Annotated in this window: 23 protein-coding genes; 5 read left to right on the top strand and 18 right to left on the bottom strand. The window is 66.5% G+C overall.

The window, feature by feature from the left end; translation table 11 throughout:
* Positions 1 to 55 precede the first annotated feature (55 nt).
* Both AC1RQK_RS19500 and AC1RQK_RS19495 read left to right on the top strand, forming a co-directional pair.
* A complete protein-coding gene (locus AC1RQK_RS19500; RefSeq protein WP_441637696.1) occupies positions 56 to 454 on the top strand; it encodes a DUF350 domain-containing protein in 399 nt (132 codons plus the stop codon).
* 250 nt (positions 455 to 704) lie between these two features.
* The gene (locus tag AC1RQK_RS19495; RefSeq protein WP_492373637.1) at positions 705 to 1037 is read left to right on the top strand and encodes an H-NS family nucleoid-associated regulatory protein; all 333 of its coding nucleotides are present in this window, start codon (positions 705 to 707) and stop codon (positions 1035 to 1037) included.
* 19 nt (positions 1038 to 1056) lie between these two features.
* Here the strand turns inward: AC1RQK_RS19495 and AC1RQK_RS19490 are convergent, their stop codons facing one another.
* From AC1RQK_RS19490 to AC1RQK_RS19465, 6 genes are all read right to left on the bottom strand, one after another.
* The gene (locus AC1RQK_RS19490; RefSeq protein ID WP_492373636.1) at positions 1057 to 1416 is read right to left on the bottom strand and encodes a copper-binding protein; all 360 of its coding nucleotides are present in this window, start codon (positions 1414 to 1416) and stop codon (positions 1057 to 1059) included.
* Positions 1417 to 1481: 65 nt separating this feature from the next.
* Positions 1482 to 1991, bottom strand: a complete 510-nt coding sequence (locus AC1RQK_RS19485) for a cupredoxin domain-containing protein (protein WP_492810596.1) — start codon at positions 1989 to 1991, stop codon at positions 1482 to 1484.
* Between the two features lie 29 nt (positions 1992 to 2020).
* Positions 2021 to 3322 (bottom strand): multicopper oxidase family protein, encoded by a 1302-nt coding sequence (locus AC1RQK_RS19480; RefSeq protein WP_183034553.1) that lies wholly within the window; start codon positions 3320 to 3322, stop codon positions 2021 to 2023.
* 2 nt (positions 3323 to 3324) lie between these two features.
* Positions 3325 to 4749 carry a TolC family protein gene (locus tag AC1RQK_RS19475; protein ID WP_492810594.1) on the bottom strand — a complete coding sequence of 475 codons (1425 nt, stop codon included), beginning with the start codon at positions 4747 to 4749 and terminating at the stop codon, positions 3325 to 3327.
* Between the two features lie 9 nt (positions 4750 to 4758).
* Positions 4759 to 5067, bottom strand: coding sequence for a hypothetical protein (locus tag AC1RQK_RS19470; RefSeq protein WP_492810592.1), 309 nt, complete (start codon positions 5065 to 5067; stop codon positions 4759 to 4761).
* An 87-nt stretch (positions 5068 to 5154) separates the two neighbouring features.
* Positions 5155 to 5691 (bottom strand): hypothetical protein, encoded by a 537-nt coding sequence (locus tag AC1RQK_RS19465; RefSeq protein ID WP_492810591.1) that lies wholly within the window; start codon positions 5689 to 5691, stop codon positions 5155 to 5157.
* A 156-nt stretch (positions 5692 to 5847) separates the two neighbouring features.
* Between AC1RQK_RS19465 and AC1RQK_RS19460 the strand changes: the two genes are divergently transcribed.
* Together AC1RQK_RS19460 and AC1RQK_RS19455 are read left to right on the top strand one after the other, a co-directional pair.
* Complete coding sequence (locus tag AC1RQK_RS19460; protein WP_492374689.1) at positions 5848 to 6522, top strand: heavy metal response regulator transcription factor; 675 nt, start codon at positions 5848 to 5850, stop codon at positions 6520 to 6522.
* 25 nt (positions 6523 to 6547) lie between these two features.
* On the top strand, positions 6548 to 7993 hold the full coding sequence (locus tag AC1RQK_RS19455; RefSeq protein WP_492374690.1) for a heavy metal sensor histidine kinase: 1446 nt from the start codon (positions 6548 to 6550) through the stop codon (positions 7991 to 7993).
* Between the two features lie 107 nt (positions 7994 to 8100).
* Here AC1RQK_RS19455 and AC1RQK_RS19450 read toward each other — a convergent pair whose 3' ends face one another.
* From AC1RQK_RS19450 to czcI, 4 genes are all read right to left on the bottom strand, one after another.
* Positions 8101 to 11307 (bottom strand): CusA/CzcA family heavy metal efflux RND transporter, encoded by a 3207-nt coding sequence (locus AC1RQK_RS19450; RefSeq protein WP_492810588.1) that lies wholly within the window; start codon positions 11305 to 11307, stop codon positions 8101 to 8103.
* A 14-nt stretch (positions 11308 to 11321) separates the two neighbouring features.
* Positions 11322 to 12608: an efflux RND transporter periplasmic adaptor subunit gene (locus AC1RQK_RS19445; RefSeq protein ID WP_492374692.1), complete on the bottom strand. Its 1287-nt coding sequence runs from the start codon at positions 12606 to 12608 to the stop codon at positions 11322 to 11324.
* Between the two features lie 18 nt (positions 12609 to 12626).
* Positions 12627 to 13895, bottom strand: a complete 1269-nt coding sequence (locus tag AC1RQK_RS19440) for a TolC family protein (RefSeq protein ID WP_492810586.1) — start codon at positions 13893 to 13895, stop codon at positions 12627 to 12629.
* 74 nt (positions 13896 to 13969) lie between these two features.
* Positions 13970 to 14401: a cation efflux protein, CzcI family gene (gene czcI / locus AC1RQK_RS19435; RefSeq protein WP_492810584.1), complete on the bottom strand. Its 432-nt coding sequence runs from the start codon at positions 14399 to 14401 to the stop codon at positions 13970 to 13972.
* 144 nt (positions 14402 to 14545) lie between these two features.
* On the opposite strand from czcI, the gene AC1RQK_RS19430 reads away from it, so the two are divergent.
* Positions 14546 to 16957, top strand: a complete 2412-nt coding sequence (locus tag AC1RQK_RS19430) for a heavy metal translocating P-type ATPase (protein ID WP_492810582.1) — start codon at positions 14546 to 14548, stop codon at positions 16955 to 16957.
* 187 nt (positions 16958 to 17144) lie between these two features.
* Here the strand turns inward: AC1RQK_RS19430 and AC1RQK_RS19425 are convergent, their stop codons facing one another.
* The 8 genes from AC1RQK_RS19425 to AC1RQK_RS19390 form a co-directional block, all read right to left on the bottom strand.
* Positions 17145 to 18035 (bottom strand): polysaccharide deacetylase family protein, encoded by an 891-nt coding sequence (locus AC1RQK_RS19425; RefSeq protein ID WP_492374696.1) that lies wholly within the window; start codon positions 18033 to 18035, stop codon positions 17145 to 17147.
* 13 nt (positions 18036 to 18048) lie between these two features.
* Entirely contained in the window at positions 18049 to 19101 is a 1053-nt protein-coding gene (locus tag AC1RQK_RS19420; RefSeq protein ID WP_052495092.1) for a bifunctional UDP-4-keto-pentose/UDP-xylose synthase, read from the bottom strand.
* Positions 19098 to 20057: a formyltransferase gene (locus AC1RQK_RS19415; RefSeq protein ID WP_492374697.1), complete on the bottom strand. Its 960-nt coding sequence runs from the start codon at positions 20055 to 20057 to the stop codon at positions 19098 to 19100. Before AC1RQK_RS19415 ends, AC1RQK_RS19420 begins: the two co-directional genes overlap by 4 nt.
* Positions 20045 to 21037, bottom strand: coding sequence for a glycosyltransferase (locus tag AC1RQK_RS19410; RefSeq protein WP_459376337.1), 993 nt, complete (start codon positions 21035 to 21037; stop codon positions 20045 to 20047). The genes AC1RQK_RS19415 and AC1RQK_RS19410 overlap by 13 nt, the downstream gene beginning before the upstream one ends.
* Complete coding sequence (locus tag AC1RQK_RS19405; RefSeq protein ID WP_492810578.1) at positions 21016 to 22179, bottom strand: DegT/DnrJ/EryC1/StrS family aminotransferase; 1164 nt, start codon at positions 22177 to 22179, stop codon at positions 21016 to 21018. Before AC1RQK_RS19405 ends, AC1RQK_RS19410 begins: the two co-directional genes overlap by 22 nt.
* Positions 22180 to 22241: 62 nt before the next feature.
* Positions 22242 to 22613: a DMT family transporter gene (locus tag AC1RQK_RS19400; RefSeq protein ID WP_043355625.1), complete on the bottom strand. Its 372-nt coding sequence runs from the start codon at positions 22611 to 22613 to the stop codon at positions 22242 to 22244.
* Positions 22610 to 24382 (bottom strand): glycosyltransferase family 39 protein, encoded by a 1773-nt coding sequence (locus AC1RQK_RS19395; RefSeq protein WP_492374699.1) that lies wholly within the window; start codon positions 24380 to 24382, stop codon positions 22610 to 22612. Before AC1RQK_RS19395 ends, AC1RQK_RS19400 begins: the two co-directional genes overlap by 4 nt.
* Before the next feature lie 502 nt (positions 24383 to 24884).
* Complete coding sequence (locus AC1RQK_RS19390; RefSeq protein ID WP_492810575.1) at positions 24885 to 25448, bottom strand: HdeD family acid-resistance protein; 564 nt, start codon at positions 25446 to 25448, stop codon at positions 24885 to 24887.
* Between the last annotated feature and the right edge of the window lie 83 nt (positions 25449 to 25531).

Raw genomic sequence — 25531 nt, 5'->3', positions numbered from 1 at the left:
CATCGCACCCTTTCAGATCCGCTCCAAATCCGGTCCAACCCAACCAGGAATCCACATGACATTGCCCCTACAACCGGTCTACGCCTACCTGATCTATATTCTCTCGAGCTTCGCCATGCTGGGGCTGTTTCTGCTCGTATACACGCGGATCACGCCGCACCGCGAGTTCGAACTGATACGCCAGGGCAATGTGGCGGCGGCCTTGTCGCTGGGCGGCGCGGTGCTAGGGTTTTCGCTGACGCTCTCGGCCAGCATCCAGCACAATGCCGCCTTCTCGATGTTCGTGCTGTGGGGCTTTGGCGCCTTCGTGGTGCAGGTGCTGGCCTATGTGCTGGTGGCGCGGGCGCTGCGCGGCGTCAGCGAGGAAATCACCGCGGATAATCGCGGCATGGGTGCGCTGATGGGGGTGGTATCGCTGGCGGCCGGCATTGTCAATGCCGCCTGCCTGGCCTAGTGTCGCCGCTGCTTTGGCATGCGGGCGGGCGCCGAGAGACGGAGTGTGCACCTTGCGGTGCGTTGGCGGGATCGGAGGGAGTGCCAGGGGCCGCGCGGCAACTGGCATTAACGCTTAGGAAATGTCTGCGCCAGCAAAGACGCAAGACCCTGTAAAATCTTGCCTCACAGGCGGCTTGACCCGCTGGATTGCCCCCCCTTCCTCCGCTTTGCCGGCCATCTGTCCGGCGGCAAAGTCAATTACGAAAGTCATGTCAGAGTCTGATGAAGCCAAACTAGCCGCGGCGACGTGGGTCCGTGAGCAGATGGATCGCCACGGCCTCACGCTCGACGATTTACTCGAAGCGGGCTGTTTCGCTGTCCCCCCGGCTCCGCCGGCACCGGCTCAGGCAGTGCCAAGGGCCACGCTGGCCGTTGCGCCCCCGGCTGCTGCGCCGGCGGCAGCCCCCGACCCGGAAAAGCCAGCCCGGGCGCTTTACCGCAACGCCATGGGCCAGAGTTGGGACGGTACCGGCGAGCGTCCGGAGTGGCTACAGCGGGCAGTCAACGCGGGGCAGACGGTCGATTTCTTCCGGGTCGGATAAACGTCGGAAAAACATCCTCTTACTTCCCTGGCGGCTGCACCACCAGCGCGGTTACCGTCAGCGCGCCGTTGGCCCGGATCACGCTGAACCTCACCTGGTCGCCTTCCTTGACCTGACCCAGCAGGGCCGGGTCTTGCACGCGGAAGATCATCGTCATGGCGCCCATATCCAGGTTGGTGATGGGGCCATGCTTGATGGTCAGCTTGCCAGCCGCGGCATCTACCTTGCGGATTTCCCCATCGGTCATTGGCACAGCCTCGGCTTGCGCCGCGCTGGCCGGGGCGAGAGCATTGCCGGCATTGGTGGCGGCCTGGGCCGGCAAGGTGGCGAAGGCTGCCAGTAGCGGCAGCAGCGCGAGCAGGTTCTTGCTGGGGTTCATTTGCATTCCTTCCTGGTTGGCTGGTATTGCATACAGGGCGCGGCGTCGCCGCGCCGCGAAATCGCTTAGCGCACGCTGACCTTGCCGCGCATGCCGGCGTCATAGTGGCCGGGCTGCAGGCAGGCAAAGTCCACCCGGCCACTGCGCGTAAAGCGCCACACCATGTCGCCGCGCTGGCTGGCTTCGAGCGTGACGGCGTTCGGGTCGGCGTGTTCCATCTCGGGCATCTTCAGCATCTCGGCGTAGTGCGCCTTCAGGTCGGCTTCGGTGCCGAGCACCATCTCATGCCGTAGCTTGCCTTCGTTGCGCACCACGAAGCGGACGGTCTCGCCAGCTTTGACCTGGATATCGGCCGGGCTGAAGCGCATGTTGTCGGTCATGCTGACCTGGATAGTGCGGCTCACGCTGGCCGCGTCGCCAGGCTCGCCAATAGCGCTGGCGGCGCTGGCGGCCTCGCCGGCATGATGGCCGCCGTGGTTGCCGGCGGCGAAGGCACCGGCGCACGGGACGGCGAGGGCAACGGCACTGGCCACCGCCATCCAGGCGGTAGCGGCACGGGATTTCCTGTTTCGCATGTTGTCTTTCCTTTTTCTGGCTGGCGTGGTCATTGGCTGGCGCCTGGCGTGCCGGCGTATTCGAAGGCAACCGTGCCTTTGGGATGGCGATACCAGCCGGGGTCGCGGTAGTCGTTGCGGCCAAGTCCGGCGCGCACCTTGAGCACCGTGAACATGCCGCCCATTTCGATCGGCCCGAATGGTCCCTGTCCTGTCATCATCGGCAAGGTGTTGTCCGGCAACGGCATCTCCATGCCGCCCATGTCCGCCATGCCTGCCTCGCCCATCGCCATGTACTCCGGTACCAGCGCGTTCATCCGCTTGGCCAGGTCCTTTTGCTTGACGCCGATCATGGTCGGCAGCTGATGGCCCATCGCGTTCATGGTGTGGTGGGACTTGTGGCAGTGGAAGGCCCAGTCGCCGGGGTTGTCGGCGATGAATTCGATGGCGCGCATCTGTCCCACCGCCACGTCGGTGGTCACCTCCGGCCAGCGCGCGGACGGGGGCACCCAGCCACCGTCCGTGCCGCTCACCTCGAAGCGGTGCCCGTGCAGGTGGATCGGGTGGTTGGTCATGGTCAGGTTGCCAAAGCGTATCCGCACGCGATCGCCCAGGCGTACCGGCAGGCTGTCGATGCCCGGGAACACGCGGCTGTTCCAAGTCCACATATTGAAATCCGTCATCTCGGCCACGCGCGGCGTGTAGGAGCCGGGGTCGATGTCGTAGGCCGAGATCAGGAACACAAAATCGCGATCGACCCGCATCTGCGCCGGGTCTTTCGGATGCACCACAAGGAAACCCATCATGCCCATTGCCATCTGCACCATCTCGTCGGAATGCGGGTGGTACATGAAGGTGCCGGCGTGCTTCATCTCGAACTCGTAGACAAAGGTCTTGCCGGGCGGGATATGCGGCTGTGAGAGGCCGCCGACACCGTCCATGCCCGCCGGCAGGATGATGCCGTGCCAGTGCACGGTGGTGTGCTCCGGCAGCTTGTTGGTGACGAAAATCCGCACCTTGTCGCCTTCCACGCACTCGATGGTGGGGCCGGGGCTCTGGCCGTTGTAGCCCCACAGGTGCGCCTTCATGCCGGGCGCGAACTCGCGCTCGACGGGCTCCGCCACCAGGTGGAACTCCTTCCAGCCTTGGCGCATGCGCCAGGGCAGGGTCCAGCCGTTGAGGGTCACTACCGGGTTGTACGGGCGGCCAGTGGCAGGCGCCAGCGGCGGCTGGGTGGCGGGGCTGGCTTGCAGCGCGGCCTCGGGCAGCACCGCGGCGCCGGCGCGCGTCACCAGCGCCGCGCCGAGCATGGTGGCGCCGGAGCCATGCAGGAATTGTCTTCGGGTAACCATGGTCATTGTCCTTTGGGCGTGGCGGGCGAGGCCGGGGTGGGGGATGCAGGCGCAGGCAATGCGCTGCCGTCCGGCAGCCGTCCGCCGAGCGCGCCTTGCAGCTCGGTTTCGGCCACCCAGTATTCGCGCAGCGCATCGAGATAGCCGTTGACGGCGCCGACCTGCTCGCGCGCGTCGGCCAGCAGCTCGAACACGCTGACCAGCATGCCGTTGTAGCGCAGCATGCCTTCGTCGGAGATGCGCTTGCGCAGCGGCACTACCTCGTCGCGGTAATGCCGGGCGATGTCGTAGCGCGCCTGATAGCTGGCGTAGGTCTCGCGCACTTCCGAGCGGGCATTGATGGCACGCTCGGCGAGCCGGCTGGCGGCCTGCATGTAGACCGCTTCGGCACGCGCCACGCGGGCGCCGCCCCAGTCAAACAGCGGGATCTCGATATCGATGCCGTAGCCGGTCTCGCGCGGCTTGCCGGTTTCCGAGTTGTGCAGGTAGCTCACGTCCAGCACGCTGATAAAGCGCGTAGCGCGGGTCAGTCCAAGCGAGCGCGCCAGGCTATCCAGTTGCAGCTTGCCGGCTTGCAGGTCGAGGCGGCTGGCAATGGCATAGCCCTCCAGGTCCGCCATGGCGGGACGCCCCTTCGGCAAGTCCGGCAGGCGTTCGGGGAGCCGGTATTGCGCGCCGGTGCCCCACAGGCCAAGCCGGCGCGTGAGCTGCTCGCGCGCGGCCAGTGCCTGCTGCCGGGTGCGGGCCAGCTGGGTCGCGGCCTCGGCGTAAAAGGCCTGCTCACGCGCGTGATCGAGCGCGCTGACGTTGCCTGCACGCGCCAGGTCGCGGGCGAACAGCGCGCCTGTTTCGGCGGCGTTCTTGACCTGCTCCGCATAGCGCGCCGATTGCTCCGCGGCCACCGCGTTGACGAAGGCCTTGCGCGTTTCCAGCGCCTGGCGCAGCAAAGTGTCGGCCACGGCGAGCCGGGTTTGGGTAAAGCGGTCCTGCTCGATGCGGGCCGCCAGCGGAAGCACCAGCAGGTTCATCAGGCCGACAGAGATGGCGCGGTCGATCTTGAGGTCGTCGCCCTGGCGCGTGCGGCTGAAGGAGAATCCCGGATTGGGCAGGCGCGTTGCCTGGACATACTCGGCCTCGGAAATGCCCAGGTCCGCAAAGGCCGCCTGCAGGCCGGCATTGTTGAGCAGCGCGATCTGCACGGCGCTGTCGGCGTCGAGCGGCTGCGCCAGCAAGGCCTGGGTGCGCTCGTAGACGGCGGCGCGGTCCTGGTCGGAGCGGACCCAGATGGCCTCCTTGCCGAGGCGCTCGCGCGCGGCGGTGGCCGCGGTGCCGAAGCCACCATCGGCGGTAAATCCGGCGCAGCCGGCCAGCAGCAGGGCACAGGCCGCCGCGGCCAGTCCCGGCCGGATTGGCAATGGGAAAGACATGTGGCCTCCTTAGTGGTGGTGGCCGTGGCCGGCGGCAGCGGGCTTGGCCGCTGGTGTCGACGCGGGCATGGACATGGGCGCATTGGCGCCCGTTGCGTCCTTGCCCGCCATCGGCGTGACCTGCGCGTTGGACTCGCGCCATGTGGCGATGGCTTGCGCCTGGAATGGCACGTAGCCCGCCAGCACGTTCGGTGCCGGCAGCGGCGGCACGGATGCGCGCGGATCGAGTGGATCGGCGGCGGGTGCGCTGGACTGGGCCGACGACAAGGTCGGCCCGAGCACCAGGCAAGCCGCCGCAAGAATGCGGACGAAATGCATGACAACCTCAGTGTTCGTGGGATGCGCGAATGACGGCGCGGGGTAAGACGAACGGGGGGCGAGCGTGCGCTGGACGCACCTCGGGTGTCAGCAGCGTGCGGCGGGCGGGCGGTCGGAGGGGGCGGGGAGGAAGCCGGCGTAGGCGGCCAGGGCGGCTACCGGTGCGGCGTGGCCATGGCTGGCCAGGGCGAGCTCAGGCAGGATGGTGGGCATGATGGCCCCGAGCGCGCAGGCCGAGCAGGCGCTGCAGGCGCCACTGGCGCCATGGCTGGCGTGGTGATCCTGATGGTCTTGATGGGCTGGCTGGCCAGTCATGCCGGTCATGCCAGATTCACTGACCATCTCGTCCCGCTGCTGGGCCGGGTCCGCCGCGTCATGGCAATGCGCGCCGGCATGGCTGCCAAGGGCGGTTTCCGCCTGCGACTTCATGGCCGCATGGCGTAACATCATCGATTCCACGGCCGGCGAATCGGCCGGCAGTACGACGGATGGCACCTGCGCCGAAGGCCACGATTGCACAGATTGCGCCGCGCTGCAGACCATCATGACTGCCGCCGCGACACCCTGTGCGGGCAGCGCGATCATGGCAAGGCATAACAGGAAGTAGCTAAGGACGCGTTTCATCGGGGCAGGGGAATGAGCAGCCGATATTGTACCTGCATCGAAAGGTGCGGTAGCGTGACGCCAACATGACAATGCTGACATCTTCGGCTGCGGCGGTGCTTCCTCGTATAGCGTGTCGGTCTAGCGGGGTCGGCTGATGGCCCGGAGTGAATAACTATGCGCATATTGATTGTCGAAGACGAGCCCAAGGCAGGTGACTACCTGCGCAAGGGCCTGAGCGAATCCGGTTTCGTGGTGGACCTGGCGCGCGATGGCGTGGACGGCCTGGCCCACGCACGCGGGCAGGAGTACGACCTCATCGTGCTGGATGTGATGCTGCCGGGCATGGATGGCTGGCAGGTGCTCCAGGAACTGCGGCGCGAGCGCGATACGCCGGTCCTGTTCCTCACCGCGCGCGACGAGCTTTCCGACCGGCTCAAGGGCCTGGAGCTAGGCGCGGACGACTACATGGTCAAGCCCTTCGCCTTCGCCGAGCTGGTTATGCGCATCCGCACCATCCTGCGGCGCGGCCCGCTGCGTGAAAGCGAGCTGATCGAAGTAGCGGACCTGCAGATCGATACCGTCAAGCGCCGCGTCACGCGCGACGGCCAGAAGCTGGAACTGACCTCCAAGGAGTTCGCGCTGCTGCAACTGCTGGCGCGCCGCAGCGGCGAAGTGCTGTCGCGTTCGCTGATTGCCTCCCACGTCTGGGACATGAATTTCGACAGCAACACCAATGTGGTCGATGTCTCCATCCGCCGGCTGCGTGCCAAGGTCGATGACCCATTTCCCGCCAAGCTGATCCACACGCGCCGGGGCATGGGCTACGTGCTGGAAGAGGAAGCCCGGTGAGCCGGTCCATGTCAGGGGCCGCCGCTTGATCCGCGCCGTACTCCGCCTGCCGGCATCGCTCACGGCACGGCTGGCGCTGGCCTACGGCGCTGCCACTGTGGCCATCCTGGTGGCCGTCGGCACCTACCTGGCGAGCGCGCTTGCCGCCCAGTTGCAGGATCGCGACGAGAGCGAACTGGTCAGCGAAGTGCTGCTGGTGCGCCATCTGCTGCGCGAGGTGGGCTCGGAGGCGGAGATTCGCGCCGACACGCATCGCTTCGCCGATCTCGCGCTGGGCCATGAAGGATTGATCCTGCTGGTGCGCGGCAGCGGCGGCGAGCCGCTGGTCACCCTGAACCCACGCCATGAGCCGGTGCCGGCATTGCCGGTGCTGCCGGCGGCCACACCGCCCGACAAATCCCAGCTGCATACTTGGTATCCCCGCAATGGCGTCGCCTCGCGCGGCATCTCCGCGCTCGGGCAGTTGGGGGATTCCGAGCGCGCGGTCGAGATCGTGGTGCTGCGTGATGCCGGGTATCGCGTGGCGCTGATGAAGGCCTACCAGACGCAGATGCTGTGGGCAACGCTATGCGGCGCGGCGGTCGCGGCGGGGCTGGGATACCTGCTGGCCAGGCGCGGCCTGCGCCCGCTCAGGCGCATGGCGCAGGACGCTTCCGCCGTCACCATGAGCCGGCTCGCCACGCGGCTCGATGCCGGCCAGGCGCCCACCGAGGTGCGCGCGCTTGTCGCCGCGCTGAACGACATGCTGGCACGGCTGGAAGACGGCTTCCATCGGCTCTCCGAATTCTCTGCCGACCTGGCGCACGATTTTCGTACGCCCATCAGCAACCTGATCGGCCAGACCCAGGTCACGCTGGGCCATAGCCGCCCGGTGCAGGAGTACGAGAACCTGCTGGAATCCAACCTGGAAGAATACGAGCGGCTGGCCCGCATGATCGAGAACATGCTGTTCCTTGCGCGCGCGGATCATGCCCAGGTGGCCATGAAGGTGCGAGAGCTGGACGCGCGCGCGGAGCTGGACAAGGTTGCCGAGTACTACGAAGCCGTGGCGGCGGACCGCGACATCAAGGTGCAACTTGCAGGCCAGGGCGCCGTGCGCGCTGACCAGACGCTGCTGCGCCGCGCGGTGACCAACCTCGTCGACAACGCCTTGCGGCACGCGCCCGCGGGCAGCGCCGTGGACATCCGGGTCGTGGCGGACACCGCCGCTACCCGGATCCAGGTGAGCAACGGGGGCACCGGCATTGCCGCCGAGGCGCTGCCGCATGTGTTCGGGCGTTTTTACCGAGGCGATCCCGCGCGCAGCAATTCGGCGGGTTCGACCGGGCTTGGGCTGGCCATCGTGGATACGATCATGCGGCTGCATGGGGGCAGCGTGAGCATGCGCAGCCGGCCCGGCGAGACGGTGGCGGAGCTGAAGTTTCCGATGCAACATGCCCGGTCCGCGGCAGACCCGGCGGGTAGAGGTTAAGAGCCCGCTTGCTGCCACGCATTGCCACACATGTGAACGCGTCACCATGCCATGGCGCAGCGGTGCTTGATGGCAGGAGCGGCGTGCCACTCCTGCTGCCGCCAGGATTAGCCGTTGGGCAATGCCGGTGGCACCGGCAAGCTGCCAGCCAGGCGTTCGCTGCCTGCGTCATCTTCCACGCCAGCCTCATCCTTGTCGCGCCGATGCGCCAGCCGGTACAGCACCGGCAGCACCAGCAGGGTCAGCGCGGTGGAAGACAGGATGCCACCTATCACCACCGTGGCGAGCGGACGCTGTACCTCGGCCCCGGTCCCGGTGGCAATCGCCATCGGGATAAAGCCCAGCGATGCCACCAGCGCGGTCATCAGCACGGGACGCAGCCGGGTCAGCGCGCCGGTATGGATGGCATCATCGAGCGGCTTGCCTTCTTCGCGCAGGCTGCGGATGAAGGACAGCATCACCAGTCCGTTGAGCACCGCCACGCCGGACAATGCGATAAAGCCCACCGCCGCCGAGATCGACAGCGGAATGCCCCGCAGCCACAGCGCCAGGATGCCGCCAGTGAGCGCAAAGGGGATGCCGGTGAAGACCAGCAGGCCATCGCGCACATTGCCGAACATGGCAAACAGCAGCACGAACACCATCAGCAGCGCCACGGGCACCACGATCTGCAGCCGCGTGGCGGCCGATTGCAACTGCTCGAAGGTGCCACCCCAGGTGACCCAATAGCCCGCCGGGACCTTGACCTGACGATCCAGCGACGCCATCGCCTCGGGCACGAAGGTACCCACGTCGCGCCCGCGCACATTGGCGCTGACCACGATGCGGCGCTTGCCGTTCTCGCGCGAGACCTGGTTGGGGCCCGGGGCCAGCGTTAGTGTGGCCACTTCGCCCAGCGGGATATAGCTGGCGGCTGCCGTATTTCCCTTCGGCAAGGGAATCGGCAGCCGGCGCAGCGCCTCCACATCGCCACGGATGCCTTCCGGCAGGCGTACGCCGATATTGAAGCGGCGGTCGCCCTGGAAGAAGATGCCGGCGTCCTTGCCGCCCACGGCAATGGCCACGGTGTCCTGCACGTCGATCATGTTGAGGCCGTAGCGGGCCGCGCGGGCGCGGTCCACGTCCACCGTCAGCATTGGCAGGCCGCTGGTCTGCTCGACCTTGACCTCGGTTGCGCCGGGCACGGCCCGCAGCACGGTGGCGACCTTTTGCGCGGTGTCCTCCAGCACGGCGTTGTCGTCACCGAAGATCTTCACGGCCACGTCGCTGCGCACCCCGGAGATCAGCTCGTTGAAGCGCAGCTGGATCGGCTGCGAGAACTCGTACTTGTTGCCGGGGATGGTTGCCAGTTCGGCCTCCATTTCCGCCAGCAGCTGCTCGCGCGTCTTGGACGGATCGGGCCACTTCGCCCGAGGCCTGAGCATGATGTAGCCATCCGAGGCGTTGGGCGGCATCGGGTCCGAGGCGATCTCGGCAGTGCCGGTGCGAGCGAAGACGCGCTCGATTTCGGGGAATTTTTCCTTGAGGCGCGTCTCGATCTGCTGCTGCATGGCGAGCGACTGGGTGAGGCTGGTGCCGGGAATGCGCAGCGCCTGCACGGCGAAATCCCCTTCGTTCAGATTGGGGATGAACTCGCTGCCCAGCCGCGTCGCCACCAGGCCGCTCAACAGCACCGCCACCGCGGCAAGGGTCAGCACCACCGGTGTGTTGGCGATGGTCTTGCCGAGCATGGGCGCGTAGGCGCGCTTGGCCCACAGCATCAGGCGGTTTTCCTTCTCGGCCACCTTGTCGCCGATAAACAGCGCCACGGCCGCCGGCACGAAGGTGACCGACAGGATCATCGCGCCGATCAGCGCCAGCACCACGGTCATCGCCATGGGGTGGAACATCTTGCCCTCCACGCCGGTCAGCGCAAAGATCGGGATGTACACGATCATGATGATGAGCTGGCCGAAGATCAGCGGGCGGCGTGCCTCGCGGGAGGCAGCAAAGACTTCGTGGAAGCGTTCGCTGCGGGTGAGCGGGCGGCCGTGCTGTTGCTGGGCATGGGCGAGGCGCCGCACGCAGTTCTCCACGATCACCACGGCGCCGTCGATGATGATGCCGAAGTCCAGTGCGCCCAGGCTCATCAGGTTGGCGCTGATCTTGTAGGTCACCATGCCGGTGAAGGTAAACAGCATGGACAGCGGGATGACCAGCGCGGTGATGATGGCGGCGCGCAGGTTGCCGAGGAACAGGAAGAGAATCACGATCACCAGGATCGCGCCCTCGACCAGGTTCTTCTTGACGGTGGCGATGGCGCGGTCCACCAGCACGGTGCGGTCGTACACGGTGACGGCCTTGACGCCGGCGGGCAGCGAGCGGTTGATGGCGGCCATGCGCTGGTCCACCGCTTGCGACACGGCACGGCTGTTCTCGCCGATCAGCATGAAGACGGTGCCCAGCACCACTTCGCGCCCGTTGTCGGTGGCCGCGCCGGTGCGCAGTTCGCGGCCGATGCCCACGTCCGCCAGGTCGCGGATGCGGATGGGCTGGCCCTGCGCGCTGCCCACGATGATCTCGCGGATATCGTCGACGGACCTGACCTGCCCCGGCGCGCGCACCAGGTATTGCTCGCCGCGCCGCTCGATATAGCCGGCGCCCACGTTGGCGTTGTTCTTCTCCAGCGCCACCACCACGTCCTGCAGGCTCAGGCCGTAGGAGGCCATCCGTTCCGGGCTGGGCGCCACCAGGTACTCCTTGGCGAAGCCGCCGATGGAGTTGATCTCGGTGACGCCGGGCACCGTGCGCAGCTGCGGCTTGATGACCCAGTCCTGGATCTCGCGCAGGTCGGTAGGCGTGTAGGGCGTGCCATCGGCCTTCCTGGCGCCGTCCTCGACTTCCACCGTCCACAGGTAGATCTCGCCGAGCCCGGTGGAGATCGGGCCCATCTGTGGCGCAACGCCTGTGGGCAGGTTCTGCGCGGCTTCCTGGATACGCTGGTTGACCAGCTGGCGCGCGAAGTAGATATCGGTGCCGTCCTTGAAGATCACTGTCACCTGCGACAAGCCATAGCGCGACAGCGAGCGGGTTTGCTCCAGGCCCGGCAGGCCGGACATCGCGGTCTCGATCGGGTAGGTAACGCGCTGCTCGGTTTCCAGCGGCGAATAGCCTGGCGCGGAGGTGTTGACCTGTACCTGCACGTTGGTGATGTCGGGCACGGCGTCGATGGGCAGCCGGCTGTAGTTGTAGATGCCGAGCGCCGCCATGGCGACCACCGCCAGCAGCACCAGCCACCGCTGCTCGATGGCAAAGCGGATCAGTCTTTCAAACATGAGGGATTCTCCGCTTAGTGGCTATGTTCGGCGCCGGCCTTGCCAAGCTCGGCCTTGATCACGAAGCTGTTGCCTGCCACGTATTGCGTGCCGGCTTTCAGGCCTTCGGTGATCTCCACCAGCTTGCCGTCGCTGCGGCCGGTCTTGACCGGCTGCGCCTGGAAGCCGCCTGGAACGACAGCGAATACCACCTGCTGATCGCCGTTGCTTTGCAGGGCTTCGGCCTCGATCGCCACCGGCACCTCGGCGCTGGAGTCGGTCACGCCCACGGTGACGAACAGGCCGGGACGCCAGGCCGTCTTGGGGTTGGGCAGCGTGACGCGGGCGGTGGCGGTGCGCGTTTGCTGGCCCAGCAGCGAGCCGACATACGAGACCGTGCCTTCTGCCTTGCCGTCGAAGGCGGTGGAGGCGATCTTCACCTTCTCGCCAACCCGCACGCGATCCAGGTCTTTGGGCGCGATCACGAACTCGGCCCATACCGTGCTGAGGTCGGAGATGACGAACACGTTGGCGTCGGCCGCCACAGCTTCGCCCAGCGCCAGGTGCTTTTCGACCACGGTGCCGTCGAAGGGCGCGCGCAGCTCGAAACGGTTGAGCGACCTGGCGCTGCCTGCGTTGCCGCTGGCACCGATGGCGGTTAGCTTTTGCATGGCGTTTTGCGTGGCGATGCGGGCTTCCTGCAGCGCGGTGCGCGCGGCCAGGTAGTCCTGCTCGGCGGAGATCTTGTCCTCCCACAGCTTCTTCTCGCGCTGGAAGGTGGATTCGGCCAGCTCCAGGCGTTTTTGCGCGGCCAGCAGTTCGCTGCGCTGGTCGGACAGCGCGGTGCTAGCCAGCACCGCCAGCAAATCGCCTTTCTTCACCTGTTGCCCCAGGTTGGCGGACACGCCTTCCACCACGCCGGCTACGCGCGGCACCACGTGGGCCGTGCGGTCCTCGTTGAAGCGGATCTCGCCGGGGAAGGATGCCGTGCCCTCGATGTGCGCTGGTCCTGCCGTGCGCAGCGTGAGCCCGGCCGCCTGGACCTGCGCCGGGGTCATCTCGATGTGGCCTTCTTTTTCTTGCGTGTCGTGGTGCTCCCCGTCGGTGTGCCGGGCGGCGTCGCCGTGCGCCGCGCTGGCCGGCCCGCCGTGATGCTCGCCGTCGCCGTGGGCCGCGTCTTCGCTATGCGCGCCTGCTGCGTGGGCAGCTTCGGTCGTGGCGTCGGCGCTGCCGCGCCCAGTGAAGATCAATCCCGCGGCTGCGATGGCGCCGCCCGCCAGGATGATGGCGATGCTCGTTTTTTGCTTGTTGCTGATTGCCATGATGGAATTCCTTTGGTGCTAGCGGCCAAGAATGCGGTCGATGGTGGTGGCTGCCTGATAGGCATTGGCGACCACGCCGAGATAGCGGATGCGCGCCTGGAACCAGGTGCGCTGCGCATCGAGCACGTCGAGGAAGTTGAATTTGCCGGCTTCGAAGCCGCGCGTGGCGGCCTCATAGGCCTGCTGGGCGGCCGGTAGCACGGTGCCCTTTAGCGAGTCGGCCGAGCTCCGCGATACGCTCAGTTGGCGCGTGGCCTGCTGCAGCGCACTGGCGAGCCGCACCTGCGTGGCGCGGTACTCGTCGGCCGCTTTGTCGGCCTGGCGCAGCGCGGTGTAGAGATTGCCCTGGTTGCGGTCGAACAGCGGCAGCGGCAGCGACACGCCCAGCACGGGCATGGTGCCGCGGTCCGAGCCGTTGTCGCGCTTGCTGCCCAGGCTGACGGTCAGGTCGGGGTACTGGCGGCTGCGCTCCACGCCGATGATGGCCTGCCTGCGTTCCAGTTCCAGCCGCTGGCTTGCCAGTTCCGGCGCGCTGTCCAGCGCTTGGGCGAGGCTGGCGCCGTCGGGCCGCGCGGGCAGGGTGTCCAGGTTGCCGGCGGCTTCCTGGAAGCGGGCTTCGCTGCTGCCCCAAAGGCCGGCCAGGGACTGGCGTGCCATCGCGAGTGCCGCCTCGGCGTCGGCGACCTCGAGTTCCGCATTGGCCTGCTCCACGCGCGCCTTGCTCTCTTCTAGTGGCGCGATCTTGCCGGCGGCTACGCGGCGGATTGCCGCCTGTGCGCCCTTGGCGGCGATCTCGGCCGAGCCACGCGCCAGCTTGACGCGCTCCTGCGCGATGACCACCGCGAAGAAGCCGCCAACCACGGCCGCGCGCAGGTCGGTGCGCGTTGCGCCCAGTTGCGATTGGGCCAGCTCGCGCGCCTTCTGCGCGGCGCCGATGCGCGCGGCGCGCTTGCCGCCGAGCTCGATCGGCAGGTTGACTTGGGCCGTGGTGGTGCGGGTGTCGCGGCGGTTGTCCTCGAGGAGCACCGCGACTTCCGGGTTGGGGATGGTGCGGGCCTGCATGATGCCGCCGTCGGCGGCATCGAGCTCATGGCTGGCGGCCGAGAGCGTGAAGTTGCGCCCGGCCGCGAGGGCGAGCGCATCGTCCAGCGTGAGCGTGCCGACGGGCTCGGGGATCTGTTGCGCCGCTTGCGCGGCGGGCAATGGGGTCGTCGCCGCGTTCTGGGCGAACGCGGCAGGGCTGAGCAAAGCTGCCGCCAGCCCGAGCGGCATCACAAGTGTTCTCATCGAATTTCACCGGGAAGAAGCCAGGGAAGTTCGGCGAGACGAGAGTCTGGAGGTAAAGGGAGTCGTCTCGCCGTTTAGGCGGCGAGCGGCCACTGCGGGCGGTCGGGGGTGGCGCCGGGCGCAGACAGGTAGGACGCGGCTAGCGCCCGGTAGCTGATGGCTACGCCGTGGTGCGAGGCGCTCGTGGCCATGTCCGGCAAGACCAGTTGGGCGCTGGCAAAGTGGCACACGGCGCAGTCCAGGTCGGGCAGCTTGATGTTGTCCTTGCCGCTCTTGCTGTCGCTGCTGTCGTTGCTGCCGTGCTGGCTGAGCTTGCCCTGATGGGCGTGGCTATGGTGGCCAAAATGCCAGTTGGCGATGGCCGTGGCGGTGTCGTTGCCCTGCTGCGTGCTTTCGTGATTGCAATACGCCGCAGCCCCGGCCCAGGCGAACTGGAGGGGCAGCATGATGGCGAAAAGCAGGATCAGGAAACGGCGCACGCGGCGGATTATATAGGCAGCAAGCATGACCCTTGCGCGACTATGGCTTAAACCGTGGCGCAAAGGTGACCTCAGGTGCCCGCACCGGCCGATGTGCAGACAGCACTTGACCCTGTAGTCGCTTCAGGGTCTTAAATGGGCGGTAAGCAAAAACAAGCAGGGAAAACCGCCATGCCTAGCGCAACGCCAGACCAAGCTTCGCTCCGTGCCCCATCTTGCTGCGGTCATGGGCATTCTGATGCACACGAACACACGCATAAGCACGATCAAGCACACCAGCACAACCATGGCCACGATCACGATCGCGGCCACCAGCGCGACCACGATCACGGCCACCAGCACGCTCAGGCGGGCGGCGCCGCTTGCTGTGGCAGCGCCAGCGTGGCGCCGCCGATTGCCGTAGCCGTTCCTGTCGGCGCCGCCGCGGCCAGCTATCGCATCGACGCGATGGATTGCCCCACGGAAGAGACCCTGATCCGCAACAAGCTGGGCAGCATGGCGGGCGTGGCCGCGCTGCAGTTCAACCTGATGCAGCGCGTGCTGACGGTGCACCATACGCTGGACTCTCTGGAGCCGGTGGTGCGGGCCATCGAGAGCCTCGGCATGAAGGCCGAGCCGCTGTCGGAGCAGGCCGCGGCGCTGCCGCCGCAAGCCGCCAGGCCGTGGTGGCCGCTGGCGTTCGCCGGCGTGGCCGCGCTCGGCGCGGAGGCTGTGCAGTGGCTGCAAGTGCCCGGCCAGGAATGGCTGGCGCCCCTGCTGGCGTTGGTGGCTGTGGCAATAGCCGGGCTGGGCGTCTACAAGAAGGGCTGGATTGCGCTGTCCAATGGCAACCTGAACATCAACGCATTGATGAGCATCGCTGTCACTGGCGCCATGCTGATCCGGCAGTGGCCGGAAGCGGCCATGGTGATGGTGCTGTTCGCGCTGGCCGAGCGCATCGAGGCGGCGTCGCTGGACCGTGCCCGCAATGCCGTGCGCGGCCTGATGGCAATGGCGCCGGAGCAGGCCACGGTGCAGCAGCCCGACGGCAGCTGGCTGCCCGTGGAGGCTAGCGCGGTGGCCATCGGCGCCTTGGTGCGCCTGCGCCCTGGCGAACGTGTAGCGCTCGACGGGCGGGTGCTGCGTGGCCAGTCCACGCTGGACCAGGCACCGATCACCGGCGAGAGCGTGCCGGTCGACAAGACCGTCGGCGATGCACTTTTCGCCGGCACCATCAACCAAGCTGGCGAACTGGAGTACGAAGTCACCGCGCCGGCCAGCGGCTCCACGCTGGCGCGCATCATCCACGCGGTGGAGGCGGCGCAGGGCAGCCGCGCGCCCACGCAGCGCTTTGTCGACCGCTTTGCCCGCATCTACACGCCGCTGGTGTTCCTTGGCGCGGTGCTGGTGGCCGTGGTGCCGCCGCTGGTGATGGACGGCGACTGGAGCGCATGGATCTACAAGGCGCTGGTGCTGCTGGTGATTGCCTGCCCGTGCGCGCTGGTGATCTCCACGCCGGTAACGATCGTCAGCGGCCTTGCGGCCGCGGCGCGGCGCGGCATCCTGATCAAGGGGGGCGTCTACCTGGAGCAGGGCAAGGATCTGAAATGGCTGGCGCTGGACAAGACCGGCACCATCACCCACGGCAAGCCGGCCCAGACCGATTTCCAGCCCCTGGGCGCAACCGCCGCGGCAGGTGCGGCGGCGAGCGATGCGGCGCGCCTGATGGCGGCCAGCCTGGCTGCCCGGTCCGACCATCCGGTGTCGATGGCCGTGGCCAATGCCGCGCGTGCGCATGGCATCGTGCCGCTGGAAGTGCAGGACTTTGCGGCGCTGCCCGGGTACGGGGTCAGCGGCAGCGTGAACGGGCGCAGCTACTATCTGGGGAACCATCGCCTGATCCACGACCGCGGGCTGTGCTCGCCGGAGCTGGAGGCTACGCTGGAAGCGCTGGAGCGGCAGGGAAAGACGGTTGTGCTGCTGGGCGCGGATCACGGCGTCGAGGCGCTGTTCGGCGTGGCGGATACGGTCAAGGACAGTAGCCGCGAGGCGGTGGCTGAGCTGCACGCGCTGGGCGTCAGGACGCTGATGCTGTCGGGCGACAACCCGCATACCGCGCAAGCGATCGCAGCGCAGGTGCAGATCGACGAGGCACGCGGCAATCAGTTGCCGCAGGACAAGGCGGACGCCATCGCTGCGCTGAGCGTGAAGGGGGCAGAAGGGGCGCCGGGTAATGGTAGCAATGGTAGCAAGCGCGTCGTGGTGGGCATGGTGGGTGACGGCGTCAATGATGCGCCCGCGCTGGCCCGTGCCGATATCGGCTTCGCCATGGGCGCAGCCGGGACCGATACGGCGATCGAGACCGCCGACGTGGCGCTGATGGATGACGACCTGCGCAAGATCCCCGCCTTTATCCGGCTGTCGCGGCAGACTTCGACGATCCTGAAGCAGAACATTGCCCTGGCGCTTGGCATCAAGGCGATTTTCCTGGCCCTCACGGTCATGGGCCTGGGCACCATGTGGATGGCGGTGTTCGCCGATATGGGGGCGAGCTTGCTGGTGGTCTTCAACGGCCTGAGGCTGGCGGGGAGGGACCGTAGCTGAACGTTGTCGAGGGTCCGCCGGGGCCTTCGCCAACGGGCCGAAGCGAGGCTGAGGCACACGCGCACGCAAGCGGTGCACGCATGAACGCATCGTCAATGGCCGGTTGCCGGCCGTTGACGATCGTTGATGGTACTGACTGTGTTTTGATGCGGGCGGGCGCGGGCAACATGCCGTCCCGGCCAGATGCCTACGGCTGCAGGATCAGCTCGCCGCTTCTTCCCTCGATCGCGCCCCACGTCACCGGCAGTTGCGGCAGGGCGCTGCGATCGATATGCCGGTAGAGCGTGGCCATCGACACCAGTTCATGCCCCTGCGCGCGCCAGCCATCCAGCAGGCGGTTGAACACCGGCGCAAGCTTGCCGCCCTCGAGTTCGGTGTGCAGGGTGAACACGTGGTCGCGCCCGTCTTCGCTCAGACGCAGCACGGCGTGGTGGACGTTGTCTTCCGTCATGTCGCCCACGCCGATCAGTTCGTCCAGCGTCGGCAGCGTGGTCGGCATCTGCACGTGGCGGCATGCCACACCATCGACCGTGGGGATATACGGACCGGTGCCGCGGCCATCGGACGCGTACACCATGCCCCAGTCGTCGATCTGGCGGAAGGCCTCATCGTTCATTTGCCAACCGGCCGCGCCATGGGTGGGCGGTGCTTCGCCGAATATCTCGACGAAGCGGTCGAATGCACTTTGCATCTGGCGCCGGGTCCAGGCCGCATCGCGCTCGCGCACGTTGTCCTGCCAGTAGACGTGGTCCCAGGTGTGGATGCCGCACTCGTGCCCCGCCGCACGCGCCGCGCGCATCTCGGCCGCGCCCTTGCGGCCGATATCGGGGCCGGGCAGCAGCACGCCGTACATCAGCGTGCGCAAGCCATAGTTCGACACCACCGAGGTACGCGACACCTTCTTCAGGAAGCCGGGACGGAACACGCGCCGCAGTGCCCAGCCGGTATGGTCGGGGCCAAGGCTGAACAGAAAGGTGGCCTCGGCCCGCACGCGGGCCAGCATGGCGAGCAGCGCCGGCACGCCTTCGCGGGTGCCGCGCAGCGTGTCGACGTCGACCTTCAGGGCGATACGGGCCATCGGGTGCGTGCGCTCAGTTGGCCGAATCGACCAGGGTACGCGCCTCGATCACCTTGCTGCGGTAAGCCTCGAAGATGGCGCGCAGCGCGTCTTCCATGCTGACCTCGGGCTTCCAGCCGAGCTCTTCCACGGTGTTGTCGATCTTCGGCACGCGGTTCTGCACGTCCTGGTAGCCCTTGCCGTAGAAGTCGCCCGAGGAGGTTTCCACGATCTGGGTCTTCTTGGCTTCTTCCGCGTACTCGGCGTAGTCGCCGGCCATCTTCAGCATCATCTCGGCCAGCTCGCGCACGGAGTGGATGTTGCGCGGGTTGCCGATGTTGTAGATCTTGCCGGTGGCGATGCCGTTCGGGTTCTCGATGATGCGCATCAGGGCGCTGATGCCGTCGGTGACATCGGCAAAGGCACGCTTTTGCGCGCCGCCGTCCACCAGCTTGATCGGCTCGCCGCGCACGATGTGGCCGAGGAACTGGGTGACCACGCGCGAGGAGCCTTCCTTCGATTCGAAGATCGAGTCCAGGCCGGCACCGATCCAGTTGAACGGGCGGAACAGGGTGTAGTTCAGGCCTTGCTCCATGCCGTAGGCGTGGATCACGCGGTCCATCAGCTGCTTGGAGCAGGCATAGATCCAGCGCGGCTTGTTGATCGGGCCGCAGATCAGCTCGGACGTCTCGGGATCGAACTCGTCGTCATGGCACATGCCGTACACCTCGGAGGTGGACGGGAACACCAGGTGCTTGCCGTACTTCACGGCGGCGCGCACGATCGGCAGGTTGGCTTCGAAGTCGAGTTCGAACACGCGCAGCGGCTGGCGCACGTAGGTGGCGGGCGTGGCGATGGCCACCAGCGGCAGCACCACGTCGCACTTGCGGATGTTGTACTCGATCCACTCCTTGTTGATGGTGATGTCACCTTCAAAGAAGTGCATGCGCGGATGGTCGATCAGGTCGCCAAGGCGATCGCTGGACATGTCCATGCCGTAGACTTCCCACGACGTGGTTTCGAGAATGCGGCGCGTCAGGTGGTGGCCGATGAAGCCGTTGACGCCAAGAATCAGGACCTTTTTCATCGGTTTTCCTCTTTGGACAATGCGGTAAGAAATGTGGAAAGCGCGGCAGCCGAGACGGGCGCGGGTTGGGCGCCATCGTCCAGCAGTTCGCGTACAAGGATCAGGCCGCCATCGCCGCACACGCCGACGATCTGCCCGTCGATCACGTGCAAGCCCGGGCGGGCGGCGCTGGTGGACTGCAATGGGGCTGCTCCGGCTGCGCTGCCGGCATGCGGCAGGCGCGCCTGCGCCACCACGAAGCGGCGCGAGCCGACATCGGTGAAGGCGCCGGGATAGGGCGGTGCGACTGCGCGGATCAGGTTGTAGACCTGCGCGGCCGGCTGCTGCCAGTCGATGCGGCCGTCCTCCGGCTTGCGCCCGGAGAAGTAGCTGCCTTCGGCAAGGCGGTTGGGCAGCGGCGTGATGTTGCCGGCCATCATGGCGGGCAGGGCGCGCCATAGCGTTTGCTCGGCGGCCACGGTCACTTTCTCGAAGACCTCGCCGGCGGTGTCATCGGGCAGGATCGGCACTGACGTCTGGTCGACGATGAAGCCGGCATCCGGCTTGGCTTCCATCGCATGCAGCGTGGCGCCGGTCTCGCTTTCTCCGTGCAGCACCGCCCAGTTCACCGGCACGCGGCCGCGATACTTGGGCAGCAGCGAGCCGTGCATATTGAACGCGCCTTGCGGCGCCAGCGCCAGCACTGCCGCGGGAATCATCGCGCGGTAGTAGAAGGAGAAGATCACGTCGGGGCGCGCCGCGGCCACTGCGGCAGCCAGCGCCGGATCGGCCGGGTCTTCGCCGTAGGTGACGGGCAAGCCGAGTTCGGCTGCGGTATCGGCAACGCGGCGGAACCAGATGTTCTCATCCGGGCGGTCGCGGTGCGTGACGACCAGCGCCACTTCCACGCCACGCGCGTGCAGCACGCGCAGGCAGCGGTCGCCGACGTTGTGATAAGCGAAGACTACTGCGCGCACGGGACCTCCGTCGCCTTTTGCTGTTCCGGCGTGCCTTCCAGCACCGCCTGGATGCGGTAGCGCGGACGGTTGCGCACTTCCTGGTAGATGCGGCCGATGTACTCGCCCAGCAGGCCGATGCCGAACAGCATGATGCCAACCAGGAAGAAGTTGAAGGCGAGCAGGGTGAACACACCCTGCACTTCCGCGCCAAGCACGAAGCGCCGAACCAGCAGCACCGCCACCAGGCCCGCCGATGCCAGCGACAGCAAGGTGCCGATGGCGGAGAACCACTGCAGCGGCACGATGGAGAAGCCGGTTACCAGGTCGAAGTTCAGCCGGATGAGCTGGAACAGCGAATACTTGGATTCGCCGGCGTGGCGTTCCTCGTGCTCGACCACGATCTCCACCGGATTGGAGGAGAAGGTATAGGCCAGCGCGGGGATAAAGGTATTGACCTCACGGCAGGCATTGATGGTGTCGACGACATTGCGGTCGTAGGCACGCAGCATGCAGCCCTGGTCGGTCATCTTGATGCGCGTGATGCGCTCGCGCAGCCGGTTCATGGCGCGGGACGCAATGCGGCGGAACGCCGTGTCGTTGCGCTCGCGGCGGATGGTGCCAACGTAGTCATGACCTTCGCGCATGGTTGCCACCAGCCGCGGGATTTCCTCCGGCGGGTTTTGCAGGTCGGCATCCAGCGTGATCACGATCTGGCCGCGGGTGTGCTCGAAGCCGGCCAGGATGGCCATATGCTGGCCAAAGTTACCGTTGAACAGCACGACGCGCGTGGTGTCCGGGCGCTTGTGAAACTGGCTGGCCAGGATCTGTGCCGAACGGTCGCGACTGCCGTCGTTGACGAAGATGATCTCGTAGTTGCAGCCGAGCCCGTCCATCGCCGGGTAGAGCCGGTCGAACAGAGCTTGCAGGCCATCTTCCTCGTTATAGACGGGAATGACGACGGAGACTTCGACAGGGCTCATTTGAAGAGGCGTTTGCATGTTTCACTAAGAGTTGCGCATACCCGCTCCACGTCGGCGGCTTGCATGGCGGGGAACATCGGCAGCGTGACGATGCCCCGTCCGATGCGCTCGGCGTGCGGCAGCATGCCTTCGCGCCAGCCCAGGGAGCGGTAATAAGAAAACAGGTGCACGGCGGGATAGTGCACGCCGGTGCCGACGCCTTGCTCGCGCATGGCCTCCATCACCGCGGTGCGCCCGCCTTCGATGCGTTCGGCCGGCAGCACCACCTGGAACATATGCCAGTTGGTGGTGGCTAGCTCGCCGTCACGCGGCAGCGGCAGCTCGATGCCGAGTTCGGCCAGGCCGCTGCCGGCGGCGCAGCGGTAGTACGCCTCGGCCAGTTCGGCGCGGCGTGCCGTGATGGCGTCAAGTTGCACCAGTTGCGACAGGCCGATGGCGGCGTTGACATCGGTCAGGTTGAATTTGCCGCCGGGCTCTTCCACGTCCATCCCGTCCATGCCGGTACGGATCACGCCTTGCAGGCGCAGGCGTTCGGCACGTTCGGCTTCTTCGGGCGAGTTCATCACCAGGCAGCCGCCTTCGACGCTGGTGATGTTCTTGTTGGCCTGGAAGCTGAAGCTGACCAGGTCGCCGAAGGCGCCGATGCGCTGGCCGCGCCAGCGCGAGTCGATGGCCTGCGCGGCATCCTCGATCACGCGCAGGTTGTGCTTCTTCGCGATGGCGTAGAGGCGGTCCATATCCACCGGCAGGCCCGACAGGTAGACCGGCATGATGGCGCGGGTACGGGGCGTGATGGCGGCTTCCACGGCATCGAGATCGATATTGCGCGTGCGCGGATCGATGTCGACGAAGACGGGCTTGGCGCCCACCGTGATCACGACATTGGCAGTGGCAACCCAGGTGATCGGGGTGGTGATGACTTCGTCGCCGGGGCCGATATTGGCCACGCGCAGCGCGATTTCCATCGTCGCTGAGCCATTGGCGAAGGTGCGCACCGGGCGGCCCCCGAACAGCTCGGACAGGGCGGCCTCGAAGGCGTGCATCTTGGGGCCGGAGGTGATCCAGCCCGAGGCCAGCACCTTGCCCACCTCGGCGATGGCAGCGGCGTCAATATTCGGCTTGACGAAGGGCAGGAAGGCTTGCGCAGCGGAAGCGGTCATGGCAATCAGGCTCTTGTGTCTTGTGTCTTGTGTCTTGTGGCGATGGTGCGATGGTGCGGTGATCAGGAACGCGCGATGAGAAACACGCCAGCGAGGATCAGCAGGATGCCCGCTACGCGCAGGGGGCCGATCATTTCACCGAACAGCCACCAGGCTGCCAGGGCGTTCACGACGTAACCGAGCGACAGCATCGGGTAAGCGATTGATACATCGACCCGCGACAGCCCGACGATCCACACGCCGACGCTGACTACGTACAGTGTCAGGCCAGCCAGTACCGGCCACTGCGTCAGCACGCGAAACGCCGTGGCAAACAGCGTTGCGCGCTCGATGGTGATTGCGCCCACGGCGTTGGTGCCGGCTTTGAGCAGCAACTGCGCGCACGCATTAAGCAGCACGCCGGTGAAGATAAAAGCGAAGGTAGAGAGCGTCATGGCGCGCGGTTCGGTTCTTGCTGCGGGGCCGCCGGCGCCTGGCCGGGAGGCGGGAAGTTGGTGACCGCGACGCGGCGCTTGTCTTGCCCGATCTTGTACATCGGCACCTTGCGCTCTTGCAGCATCTTGTAGGTGGCAGCCGACATGATGCCCACGGCGTGCTGACCATCCTGCCATTTTGCAATAAAGGCATCCAGCGTGGGGAGCCATTTCTGCGGCTCCTGCTTGGTGCCGAACTCCAGTTCGTCCGGCCATTCCACCATGATGGTGGTGCGGCGCAGGTAGTACGGCAGCGTGTGGTCCAGCATGCGCACGCCATAGATCGGCATGTCATCCGTCAGCACGGCGTTGATGGCGGGCACCATGTCCACGCCCGAAGTCTGCCGTCCCATGACCTCGTGGCCCAGCAGCGCCACCGTGAAGCTGGTGAACAAGCCGAGCGAGTAAACGGTGATGCTGACCATCAGGCCCTTGCTCGCCAGCAGCTTGCGCGCGAGGAACACGGCGCCGAGCATCAGCACGAAGGCGGCGCCGACCCAGACCGCGAACAAGCGGTACAGCTCGTTGGGCGTGTTGTCGGAATTCAGCGTGGCCACCACCGGGCTGGCCAGCAAGCCGATTGCCGCAATGACCAGCATGCCGTTGAGCTGCCGCTTCCAGCTGCGCTCATCGATGTGCTGCAGCGCCACGGCTGCCAGCATGCCAAGCGCCGGGAAGATCGGCACGATGTAGCCGGGCAGCTTCGAGCCGGACAGGCTGAAGAAGACAAAGATGGCAATGGCCCACACGGCCAGCAACAGCGCCGGCTGGAATGGCCGTGCCGGGGCCACGCGTGCCGCCGCGCCCTCGCCACGGACCACTTGCCACATGCGCGGCGCCAGGCCCAGCCAGGGGATGAAGCCCGCCACCAGCAACGGCACGAAGTACCACAGCGGGCCTTTGCGCGAGTGTACCGTCGAGGTATAGCGCTGCCAGTGCTCGTGGATAAAGAAGAAATTCAGGAATTCGGGGTTGCGCTCAGACACCAGCCAGAACCAGGGCACCGTGACGATCAGCATCAGCGCGATGCCGGTGATCAGGTGCAGGCGGCGCCACAGGCCGAAGTCGCGCGAGATCAGGGTGTAGATGACCAGCACGAGACCGGGCAGGGCAATGCCTACCAGCCCCTTGGTCAGGATCGCCACGCCCATCGCTATCCAGCAGGCCCACATCCAGTAGCGCCGGGCGGCCGGCGTCGCAGCCGGGTGCTGCGCGAGCAGCATGAAGGCCAGCACGCAGGCCATGGCGCCGGACAGCGTCATGTCCAGCGAGTTGAAGTGCGAGGCCACGCTCCACATCGGCGCGGCGGCCAGCACCAGCCCGGTCAGGAAGGCGGCCCGGAAGCCATACCAGCGGTGGGCGGCGAGCATCGAGACCACAAGGCCGACCATGCCGGACAGCGCCACGCACAGCCGGGCCTGCCAGTCGCCTACGCCGAACACAGTGTAGGACAGCGCCGTCACCCACATATGGAAAGGCGGCTTCTCGAAGTACTTGAGTGCGTTGTAGCGGATGGTTACCCAGTCGCCGGTAGAGAACATCTCGCGCGCGATCTCGGCATAGCGGCCTTCATCGGAGCGCAGCAGGTGGCGAGCGTCGAGCGTGCCGAACCAGACCAGGAGAATAAACAGGCAAACCAGGACGATGGTGGTCGTGGGCAAGCCGGCAGATTGCGAAACACCTTGTGCGGTGCTTCGCGAGGTGTCTCGCGAGGTCACGGAACTACGCATACGTCTCCTGGAAAGGGATCGGGTGACCGCCCTGGCTTGCGCACATGACGACCGGTTCTCGGGCTTGCGGGGTGTGGCGATCCGCGCGCTGGCGGACCGGGTGGCTTGTCCCGCCTGCTGCCACACAATCATTGCATTGGCTCGCGATGGCGCGGCCACTTGCATGATGATTAAAGCTTGGTAATACCGCCTTGGCACCGCTAAACAGGCGGCGTCAGGCTGTTGCCGCAGCGTGCGGCCGGGCTGCTTGACGGTTTCGGGCTGCCTGCGCAGCCGGCGAAAACATCACAACGCAGCAGCGACTGCTTTGGTAGACAAAAAATGAAGGCAAGCGATCGTGCCCGTTGCCATGCGCCTTCTGCTTTGTCCGTCTTTCTAGCCGTTACCCCATGGCCAACCGTGGTTGCCAAGTGGCGCGGCGCGCAATGTTAGCACGACCGCCGCAACCCGCCGTCGCGCGCGGGGTCGGCGCACGCGGGACGGCCCGGGTAGCACGCGCGGCTTAGCTGGAAAGTGTATTAATCGGCATGTTTCTGGCGCGACGCAAGCGCAGCGAGACGCCGATCAGCAGAATGCCGCAAACCACCGCCCAGGCTCCGATCATCCACAGCACCGCCAGCGCGCCGGCAAGGGGTTGCCACAGCAGCAGGAAAGCGAACACGATGCTCACCAGCCCGGCCAGGATCAGCCACCATTCATTGGGAATGTCCTTGCGCAGGCGGATTGCCGCGACAATTTGCAGCACCCCTGTGGCAAGCGTCCAGGCGGCGATATATAACAGCAGGGAAAACGCCGTGACCACGGGGCTGAACCAGGTCAGCAAGCCCACGCCCAGGCCAAGCAGGCCTTGCAGTGCAAGGATGCCGCGGTCGCTAGCCTCGCGCTGGCTGCCCGAGATGGCCATCAGCAGCGCGCTGACGCCGTCGGCGGCGGCAAAGGCGCCAAACAAGAGCACAAGTGCAGCCAGTGTGGCAATAGGTGCGAAAAACGCACAAATCCCGAAAAGAACGGCGAGAATGCCGCGCAAGGCCACGACCCACCAAAGCTTGGCGTAATACTGAAGCATAGGAACTCCCTGGCAAGCTGCCCGCATGGGCCGGCAGCGACGGTGACCGACTAAGATTGCCGACACGCGCGGGCAAAAAAGCG

The sequence above is a fragment of the Cupriavidus sp. GW822-FHT02D05 genome, from assembly GCF_058802485.1.
The sequence above is the reverse complement of the archived record's forward strand: the minus strand, read 5'-3'. Positions and strand labels throughout refer to the sequence as shown.

Bases quoted from the DNA above. Each gene is read 5' to 3' on its own strand.
- AC1RQK_RS19500 (WP_441637696.1), top strand. From the start codon at position 56: ATGACATTGCCCCTACAACCGGTCTACGCCTACCTGATCTATATTCTC.
- AC1RQK_RS19495 (WP_492373637.1), top strand. From the start codon at position 705: ATGTCAGAGTCTGATGAAGCCAAACTAGCCGCGGCGACGTGGGTCCGT.
- AC1RQK_RS19490 (WP_492373636.1), bottom strand. From the start codon at position 1,416: ATGAACCCCAGCAAGAACCTGCTCGCGCTGCTGCCGCTACTGGCAGCC.
- AC1RQK_RS19485 (WP_492810596.1), bottom strand. From the start codon at position 1,991: ATGCGAAACAGGAAATCCCGTGCCGCTACCGCCTGGATGGCGGTGGCC.
- AC1RQK_RS19480 (WP_183034553.1), bottom strand. From the start codon at position 3,322: ATGGTTACCCGAAGACAATTCCTGCATGGCTCCGGCGCCACCATGCTC.
- AC1RQK_RS19475 (WP_492810594.1), bottom strand. From the start codon at position 4,749: ATGTCTTTCCCATTGCCAATCCGGCCGGGACTGGCCGCGGCGGCCTGT.
- AC1RQK_RS19470 (WP_492810592.1), bottom strand. From the start codon at position 5,067: ATGCATTTCGTCCGCATTCTTGCGGCGGCTTGCCTGGTGCTCGGGCCG.
- AC1RQK_RS19465 (WP_492810591.1), bottom strand. From the start codon at position 5,691: ATGAAACGCGTCCTTAGCTACTTCCTGTTATGCCTTGCCATGATCGCG.
- AC1RQK_RS19460 (WP_492374689.1), top strand. From the start codon at position 5,848: ATGCGCATATTGATTGTCGAAGACGAGCCCAAGGCAGGTGACTACCTG.
- AC1RQK_RS19450 (WP_492810588.1), bottom strand. From the start codon at position 11,307: ATGTTTGAAAGACTGATCCGCTTTGCCATCGAGCAGCGGTGGCTGGTG.
- AC1RQK_RS19445 (WP_492374692.1), bottom strand. From the start codon at position 12,608: ATGGCAATCAGCAACAAGCAAAAAACGAGCATCGCCATCATCCTGGCG.
- AC1RQK_RS19440 (WP_492810586.1), bottom strand. From the start codon at position 13,895: ATGAGAACACTTGTGATGCCGCTCGGGCTGGCGGCAGCTTTGCTCAGC.
- czcI (WP_492810584.1), bottom strand. From the start codon at position 14,401: ATGCTTGCTGCCTATATAATCCGCCGCGTGCGCCGTTTCCTGATCCTG.
- AC1RQK_RS19430 (WP_492810582.1), top strand. From the start codon at position 14,546: ATGCCTAGCGCAACGCCAGACCAAGCTTCGCTCCGTGCCCCATCTTGC.
- AC1RQK_RS19425 (WP_492374696.1), bottom strand. From the start codon at position 18,035: ATGGCCCGTATCGCCCTGAAGGTCGACGTCGACACGCTGCGCGGCACC.
- AC1RQK_RS19420 (WP_052495092.1), bottom strand. From the start codon at position 19,101: ATGAAAAAGGTCCTGATTCTTGGCGTCAACGGCTTCATCGGCCACCAC.
- AC1RQK_RS19410 (WP_459376337.1), bottom strand. From the start codon at position 21,037: ATGCAAACGCCTCTTCAAATGAGCCCTGTCGAAGTCTCCGTCGTCATT.
- AC1RQK_RS19405 (WP_492810578.1), bottom strand. From the start codon at position 22,179: ATGACCGCTTCCGCTGCGCAAGCCTTCCTGCCCTTCGTCAAGCCGAAT.
- AC1RQK_RS19400 (WP_043355625.1), bottom strand. From the start codon at position 22,613: ATGACGCTCTCTACCTTCGCTTTTATCTTCACCGGCGTGCTGCTTAAT.
- AC1RQK_RS19395 (WP_492374699.1), bottom strand. From the start codon at position 24,382: ATGCGTAGTTCCGTGACCTCGCGAGACACCTCGCGAAGCACCGCACAA.
- AC1RQK_RS19390 (WP_492810575.1), bottom strand. From the start codon at position 25,448: ATGCTTCAGTATTACGCCAAGCTTTGGTGGGTCGTGGCCTTGCGCGGC.